This window comes from Limnobacter sp. (genome assembly GCF_964228395.1).
Lineage (GTDB): Bacteria > Pseudomonadota > Gammaproteobacteria > Burkholderiales > Burkholderiaceae_B > Limnobacter.
In genome coordinates this window covers 1-7,282 of the sequence record NZ_CAXQZX010000054.1, presented here as the reverse complement: position 1 = coordinate 7,282, position 7,282 = coordinate 1, and the positions used below count along the sequence as shown (strand labels likewise).

General features: G+C 55.3%; 7 protein-coding genes. 3 read left to right on the top strand and 4 right to left on the bottom strand.

Going from position 1 to position 7,282, the window contains the following annotated elements; all coding sequences use genetic code 11:
• Window positions 1-106 precede the first annotated feature (106 nt).
• The 4 genes from ACEQU8_RS04205 to ACEQU8_RS04190 form a co-directional block, all read right to left on the bottom strand.
• Complete coding sequence (locus ACEQU8_RS04205) at window positions 107-1,789, bottom strand: PhoH family protein (protein WP_370261713.1); 1,683 nt, start codon at window positions 1,787-1,789, stop codon at window positions 107-109.
• 68 nt (window positions 1,790-1,857) lie between these two features.
• On the bottom strand, window positions 1,858-2,325 hold the full coding sequence (locus tag ACEQU8_RS04200; RefSeq protein WP_370261712.1) for a peroxiredoxin: 468 nt from the start codon (window positions 2,323-2,325) through the stop codon (window positions 1,858-1,860).
• 93 nt (window positions 2,326-2,418) lie between these two features.
• Entirely contained in the window at window positions 2,419-2,790 is a 372-nt protein-coding gene (locus ACEQU8_RS04195; protein ID WP_370261710.1) for an SMR family transporter, read from the bottom strand.
• A gap of 8 nt (window positions 2,791-2,798) precedes the next feature.
• Entirely contained in the window at window positions 2,799-3,176 is a 378-nt protein-coding gene (locus ACEQU8_RS04190; protein ID WP_370261709.1) for an Mth938-like domain-containing protein, read from the bottom strand.
• 116 nt (window positions 3,177-3,292) lie between these two features.
• On the opposite strand from ACEQU8_RS04190, the gene ACEQU8_RS04185 reads away from it, so the two are divergent.
• The 3 genes from ACEQU8_RS04185 to thrC are packed head-to-tail and all read left to right on the top strand — an operon-like array spanning window position 3,293 to window position 7,257.
• Window positions 3,293-4,519 carry a pyridoxal phosphate-dependent aminotransferase gene (locus tag ACEQU8_RS04185; protein WP_370261708.1) on the top strand — a complete coding sequence of 409 codons (1,227 nt, stop codon included), beginning with the start codon at window positions 3,293-3,295 and terminating at the stop codon, window positions 4,517-4,519.
• Window positions 4,520-4,526: 7 nt separating this feature from the next.
• Entirely contained in the window at window positions 4,527-5,840 is a 1,314-nt protein-coding gene (locus ACEQU8_RS04180; protein ID WP_370261706.1) for a homoserine dehydrogenase, read from the top strand.
• A 1-nt stretch (window position 5,841) separates the two neighbouring features.
• Window positions 5,842-7,257, top strand: a complete 1,416-nt coding sequence (gene thrC, locus ACEQU8_RS04175; protein ID WP_370261705.1) for a threonine synthase — start codon at window positions 5,842-5,844, stop codon at window positions 7,255-7,257.
• Window positions 7,258-7,282 lie beyond the last annotated feature (25 nt).

Here is a 7,282-nt window from a genome sequence, read left to right as displayed (position 1 = left end):
GGAGGGCGGGCCTCAGTTCAGGCGAGGCTCAGGGAGGGATCAACAGATTGGCCGTCGCCAAGGGGCATGGACCTGCTGGCTTCAGGGAGCAAGCGAGCCCCTCACATCACAGGCTATCGGATGCAAAGTCCGCCAAGCGTGAACGCTCTCCGCGTTGCAGGGTGATGTGCCCCGCATGCGGCCAACCCTTGAAGCGATCAACGACATAGGTCAAACCGGATGAGCCTTCCGTCAAGTATGGTGTGTCAATTTGAGCCAGGTTGCCCAAGCAGATCACCTTGGTGCCGGGGCCGGCGCGGGTAATCAAAGTTTTCATTTGCTTGGGCGACAAGTTTTGCGCTTCATCGATGATAAGAAATTTGTTGATGAAGGTTCGACCCCGCATGAAGTTCATGGACTTGATGCGTATTTTGGTTTTGATCAAATCGGTGGTGGCAGAGCGCCCCCATTCTCCACTGCTGGGGTCGGGCTTGTTCAGCACCTCCAGGTTGTCTTCAAATGCCCCCATCCAGGGCGCCATTTTTTCTTCCTCGGTGCCCGGCAAAAATCCAATGTCTTCACCCACCGGCACGGTAGCGCGGGTCACGATAATCTCTGAGTACTGTTTGCTCTCGAGCACTTGCGACAGGCCAGCCGCCAAGGCCAACAAGGTTTTACCCGTGCCAGCTTGGCCCAGCAGGGTGACAAAGTCGCATTCAGGGTTCATCAGCAGGTTGAGTGCAAAGTTTTGCTCGCGGTTGCGGGCGGTGATGCCCCATACGCTGTTTTTGTTGTGGCTAAAGTCGCGCAGGGTTTTCAGCACGGCTGTGCGGCCACTGACCTCCAGCACTTGGGCAATCAAAGGGATGCCTGTTTCGCAATACACAAACTGGTTCACCATCATGTCTTTCACCGATGGGCCGCTGATGCGGTAGTAAGTGCTTCCCCCCTGTTGCCAGCTCTCGATGCCTTTGCTGTTTTTCTCCCAGAAATCCGCAGGCAGTTCTTGAAAGCCCGAGTACAGCAGGTCGCGGTCTTCCAGCACTTGGTCGTTGAAGTAGTCTTCTGCCAATAACCCCAAGGCCCGCGCTTTGATGCGCATGTTGATGTCTTTGGACACCAGCGCCACTTCTTTGTCGGGGTGTTGCTTGGCCAATGCAAACACAACACCCAGAATTTGGTTGTCGGCCTTGCCCACAGGCAGGGTTTTGGGTAGTTCGGCGGTCAACTCGGTGGTCTGCACCAGCAATCGACCCAAAGCATCGGCATTGCCCAGGCGGTTTAAGGCCACGCCTTTCTCGATGTCTTCAATATTTTCCATCAAAGCATCCAGGGAGCGACTGACCTGGCGCGCGTGGCGTGCCACTTCAGACATGCCTTTTTTGTGATTGTCCAGCTCCTCCAGGGTGATCAAGGGCAAAAACACATCGTGTTCTTCAAATCGAAACAGGGAGCTGGGGTCGTGCATCAACACATTGGTGTCGAGCACAAAAATTTTTCTGCCCGTGTCTTTGACCTGGCGCTTGCTGCGCGCGATGGTGGGGGCCTTTTTTACCTTTGAGTTGCTGCTCCCACCATTTTTCAATGCTGATTCGGCTCGACTGTCTTTGGCCGTGACCGTGTTGCTGCTGGCCAGCACAAGGGCGGCCTTTCCCGGGGTAGGGGGGGAGGCAATGCTGCCGGGGGAGATGCTTGGTGAACCAGAAGCGCTGGTTTTTTTGCTACTTGCCTTTTTGGCCTTGGGGGCGGGTATGGCTGGAATGTCGGTGAGGGTGGTTGCGAGCTTGCTGGGTTCTTTGGGCAGAGGCATGTCAACGATCAAAAGTTGAAAAAAACTGGAAAATTGCGCAGGGTCGTCACGCCTGCGCCCATGTGATATTAGTCCGTCATTGTCTGTACAAAGTCAAGCACCGCTTGCGCATGGCCCGGCACCTTCAGCCCCCGCCATTCCTGCACCAGCGTGCCTTTCTTGTTGATAACAAAGGTACTTCTTTCTACTCCAATCACTTGCTTGCCATACATGTTTTTGGTTTTCATGACGCCAAAGAGCTTGCAGACCTTTTCGTCGGGGTCCGAGATTAGCTCAAACGGAAATCCCATCTTGGCTTTGAAATTTTCGTGAGATCGCAGTGAATCCCGTGAAATACCGAAAACTTCGCAGTCGGCTTTCAAAAATTGGGCATGAAGCTCGCTGAAGTTTTGCCCCTCCGTGGTGCAGCCCGGGGTGTTGTCTTTGGGGTAAAAGTAAATCACCAAGCGCTTGCCTAGATGCTCAGACAGCTTGAATTCTCTGCCTGTACAGGCTGCTGTAAAGTCGGGTACGGGTTGCTGCAGTTCGACTGTCACCGTTTGGGCTCCTTTTACATCACTAAACATTGATGCAAGCAGTATAACCACAGCGCGGGGCTTCTAATTGCGAAGGCCCCAAGGACTGGGACCCTAAGAGCGGGCAAGCAAGGCCACGCCAAGCACAATCACGCCAATGGCCACCCAGCGTTGCAGGCTAACGGGTTCATTCAAGAAATGTTGGGCGGCCAGTGCGTTGACCACATACCCAATGGCCAGCATGGGGTAGGCCAGCGTGACATCCACCCGGGAAAGGGCCATTAACCAAATTAACAGCGAAAACCCATAACAAAACAGCCCTAGGATCATGGGCCATTGCAGGAACAGCGCTGACATGGCCGACAGGCTTAGCGCGCTGGAGGCTTCGATGACCCCCACCTTGTTGGTGGCCATTTTCAAAAAAAATTGAGCCATGGCGTTGAGCAACACCCCAGCCAGAATAAGCGAAGCGGCAAATGCGGTCATGGGGTGCTCTATATCAACAGGGCTGCGATCACCTGGCGGCCTTCGCCCACCAGAATGTTGTATGTGCGGCAAGCGGCTTGGGTGTCCATGTACTCCACCGGACAGTTTCGGCTGGCAAAAAAACGCCGCACTTCGGCCCCCGGGAACACTTGCTTGGGGCCGGTGCCAATCAGGAGGACTTCTGTGCCCGCCGGGCATTGCGCGTGTAGCGCTTCGCAGTGCGACAGGGTCAGCCCCCCGGTCGCTGTGGCTTCCCATGGGGTGGGTGGCATGCTGCTGCCAAACACCACACTTTGTCGGTGAATAAAGCCGCTGATCACCACGCCATCCTCGTCATAACGTTGAACGATGAACTGGCTATCCAAAGCCTCAGGTTGAAATTTCATTCGAAATGCACTCCAGAGCTGGCCCAAACCTTGGCATGGTAGGGCCTAAACGGTTAAATTATAAGACTTTGCCCGGCGCAAATTAATTCACCACAACAATCCACTCACAGGTCATTATGAAACCCATCCTGAAGTCTGCCAAATTGGCCAATGTTTGCTACGACATCCGCGGGCCGGTGATGCAGCGAGCGCGTCAGTTGGAAGAGGAAGGGCACCGCATTCTAAAACTCAATATTGGCAACCTTGCTCCATTTGGTTTTGAGGCACCTGATGAGGTTCGTCAAGACGTGATTCGCAACCTGGGCGATGCCTCGGGTTACAGCGACAGCAAGGGTTTGTTTGCTGCGCGCAAGGCCATCATGCATTACACCCAGCAGAAAAACATCAAAGGGGTCACGCTTGACGACATCATTGTTGGCAATGGTGTGTCCGAGTTGATCGTGATGAGTATGCAGGGCTTGTTAAACAACGGCGACGAGGTGCTGGTGCCAGCGCCCGATTACCCCTTGTGGACCGCAGCCATCAGCATTTCGGGCGGCACCCCTCGCCATTACCTGTGCGACGAGCAATCCGATTGGTACCCCGACACCAAGCACCTGCGTAGCCTGATTAACGATAAAACCAAGGCCATGGTCATCATCAATCCCAACAACCCCACGGGAGCTTTGTACCCGGTGGAGGTGTTGCAGGAGCTGGTGCAAATTGCCCGGGAACATCAGCTGATTGTTTTTGCCGACGAAATTTACGACAAAATGCTGTTCGATGGTGCAGAGCACATCTCGATTGCATCACTGGCCGACGATGTACTGTTCATCACCATGAACGGTTTGTCCAAAAACTACCGTGCTTGCGGCTACCGCGCGGGTTGGATGGTGATCTCTGGCGACAAGCGCCATGCCACCGACTACATTGATGGCTTGGGCATCATGGCCTCCATGCGACTGTGCGCCAATGTGCCTGGGCAGTACGCCATTCAAACCTCTCTGGGGGGGTATCAAAGCATCAACGATTTGGTGGCCCCGGGGGGGCGCCTGACGCGCCAACGGGACCTGGCCTACGACTTCATGACTTCCATTCCCGGGGTGAGCTGTGTAAAGCCAAAAGCCGCACTGTACTTGTTCCCGCGTTTGGACCCGAAGCTTTACCCCATTAAAAACGACCAGCGTTTTATCCTGGAGCTGCTTGAGGCCGAGAAAGTACTCGTGGTGCAGGGCACAGGCTTTAATTGGCCCCACCCCGATCATTTCCGGGTGGTTTTCCTGCCCAATACAGACGATTTGGGCGATGCAATGGGTAGAATTGCACGTTTCCTGGAAAGTTACCGAAAACAACACCTTGGCTGATTTACAAATGAACAAACCTCTTCGCGTGGCCCTTGTGGGCGTGGGTACCGTTGGATCTGGCACAGTGAATGTGCTGAATACCAATGCGGCAGAAATTGAACGCCGTGTGGGTTTCCCCATTCGCATCACCGCCATTGCCGACTTGAACACCGAGCGTGCTCGCGAATTGGCTGGTGCCGATGTGCACATCAGCAACGATGCCTTTGACGTGGTCAAACGCGATGATGTGGACGTGGTGGTCGAGCTAATCGGTGGTTACACCGTGGCCAAACAACTGGTGTTGGCCGCCATTGAGGCTGGCAAGCACGTGGTGACTGCCAACAAAGCTCTGCTCGCTGTGCACGGGGATGAAATTTTTGCAGCCGCGCAGGCCAAGCAGGTCATGGTGGCCTTCGAAGCCGCGGTGGCCGGTGGCATTCCAGTCATCAAGGCCATTAAGGAAGGCTTGGCCGCCAATCAGATCGAATACGTGGCTGGCATCATCAACGGCACATGCAACTTTATTTTGTCTGAGATGCGCGACAAGGGTCTGCCTTTTGGCGAGGTGCTGGCCCAGGCCCAAGCCTTGGGCTATGCCGAGGCCGACCCCACCTTCGACATCGAGGGCATCGACGCTGCGCACAAAATTACGCTGCTCAGCTCCATGGCCTTTGGCATTCCGGTGCAGTTTGAAAAAGCCTACATCGAGGGCATCACCAAGCTCACCCGCGACGACATTCAATTTGCCGAGCAATTGGGCTATCGCGTTAAATTATTGGGTATTGCGCGCAAAACCGCACAGGGCGTTGAGTTGCGTGTGCACCCCACGCTCATCCCAGCCAAGCGCCTGATCGCCAACGTCGAAGGCGTGATGAATGCGGTGCTGGTTAAAGCCAATGCGGTGGGCCCCACCCTGTATTACGGTGCAGGCGCGGGCAGCATGCCAACCGCCTCGGCGGTGGTGGCTGATCTGATTGAGATTGCCCGTGCTTGCCAGGCCCCACTGTCCAGCCGCGTGCCTGTGTTGGCTTTCCAAAGCCAGGGCATTGAAGCTGTGGATGTGTTGCCGGTGGCCCAGGTGGTGACCGCTTATTACCTGCGCTTGGCCGTGGATGACAAACCCGGTGTGTTGGCTGAGGTGACCCGTCTGCTGGCAGATCACCACATTTCAATTGAAGCCATGATTCAACGCCAGGCCACGGCAGAGCAAGAAACCGCCGAAATCGTGTTGCTGACCCACCGCTGTGTGGAGGGCGACGTCAACAAAGCGATTGAGAAAATTGAAGCCCTGGCCAGTGTGCATGGCCCCTTGACCCGCATTCGTGTAGAGGACCTGAGCTGAAATGAAATACTTCAGCAGTCGCGGGGGCATGAAGCCCCAGGATTTTTCTGAAATTTTGCTGGAAGGTTTGGCGCCCGACGGTGGTTTGGCCGTGCCAGAGTTTTATCCGCAGGTGGCCCTGCATGTGCTGGAAAGCTGGAAAAGCTTGCCGTATGGCCAGCTGGCCTTCGAGGTGCTGCGCCCTTACGCCACCGATATCCCAGAAGCTGACTTAAAAGCGCTGACCACAAAAACCTACACCAAATCGGTGTATGGCACCGACGAAATCACGCCTGTGCGTGACTTGTTTGATGGCATGAAGGTGCTTGAGTTGTCCAACGGCCCAACCCTTGCCTTCAAGGACATGGCCATGCAATTGTTGGGCAACCTCTTCGAATACCAGTTGGGTCGTGTTGGCCAGGAATTGAATATTTTGGGTGCCACCAGCGGCGACACTGGGTCTGCGGCCGAATATGCCATGCGCGGTAAAAAAGGGGTGCGTGTGTTCATGCTCAGCCCCGCCGGTAAAATGAGCGCCTTCCAGCGCGCCCAGATGTACAGCCTGCAAGACCCCAATATTTTCAACATTGCGGTCGATGGCTTATTCGATGACTGTCAAGACATCGTGAAAGCCGTGAGCGAAGACCTCGCGTTCAAAAACCGCCAAAAGATTGGCACTGTGAACTCCATCAACTGGGGGCGCATTTCTGCCCAGGTGGTGTATTACTTCAACGCCTACCTGCGCACAGCACCCACCATTGGGGACCCTGTCAGCTTTGCCGTGCCTTCTGGCAACTTTGGCAATGTGCTGGCGGGCCACATTGCCCGCCAAATGGGCTTGCCCATTCGCAAGTTGGTGGTGGCGACCAACGAAAACAATGTGTTGGATGAGTTTTTCCGAACTGGCGTGTATCGCCCACGCAAATCGGCTGAAACCTACATCACCTCCAGCCCGTCCATGGATATTTCCAAGGCGTCTAACTTTGAGCGTTTTGTGTACGACCTGCTGGGTCGCGACCCCAAAGCGCTAAAGGCCCTGTGGGATCAGCTTGCTGCCCATGGCCAATTTGATCTGTCTGCAGACTCTCGCTTCAAAAATATCGAATTGGATTATGGCTTTGTGTCGGGTTCCTCCAGCCACGCCAACCGTTTGGCCACGATTGCCGAGGTGTACAAGCGCACCGGCACCTTGATCGACACCCACACAGCCGATGCCGTAAAAGTGGCCCGCGAGCATGTGGAGCCCGGGGTGCCCATGGTCGTGCTTGAAACTGCGCTGGCTGTGAAATTCGCCGACACCATTGTGGAGGCCACAGGCCAAACGCCGCCAGTGCCCCAAGCTTACCAAGGCATCGAAGATTTGCCTCAGCGCGTGGTCAACATGCCCATCGATGTTGGGCAGGTCAAACATTTCATCTCTCAACACACGGGCTTGTAGGCCAGCCGCGGGTGGGGGCACCCTT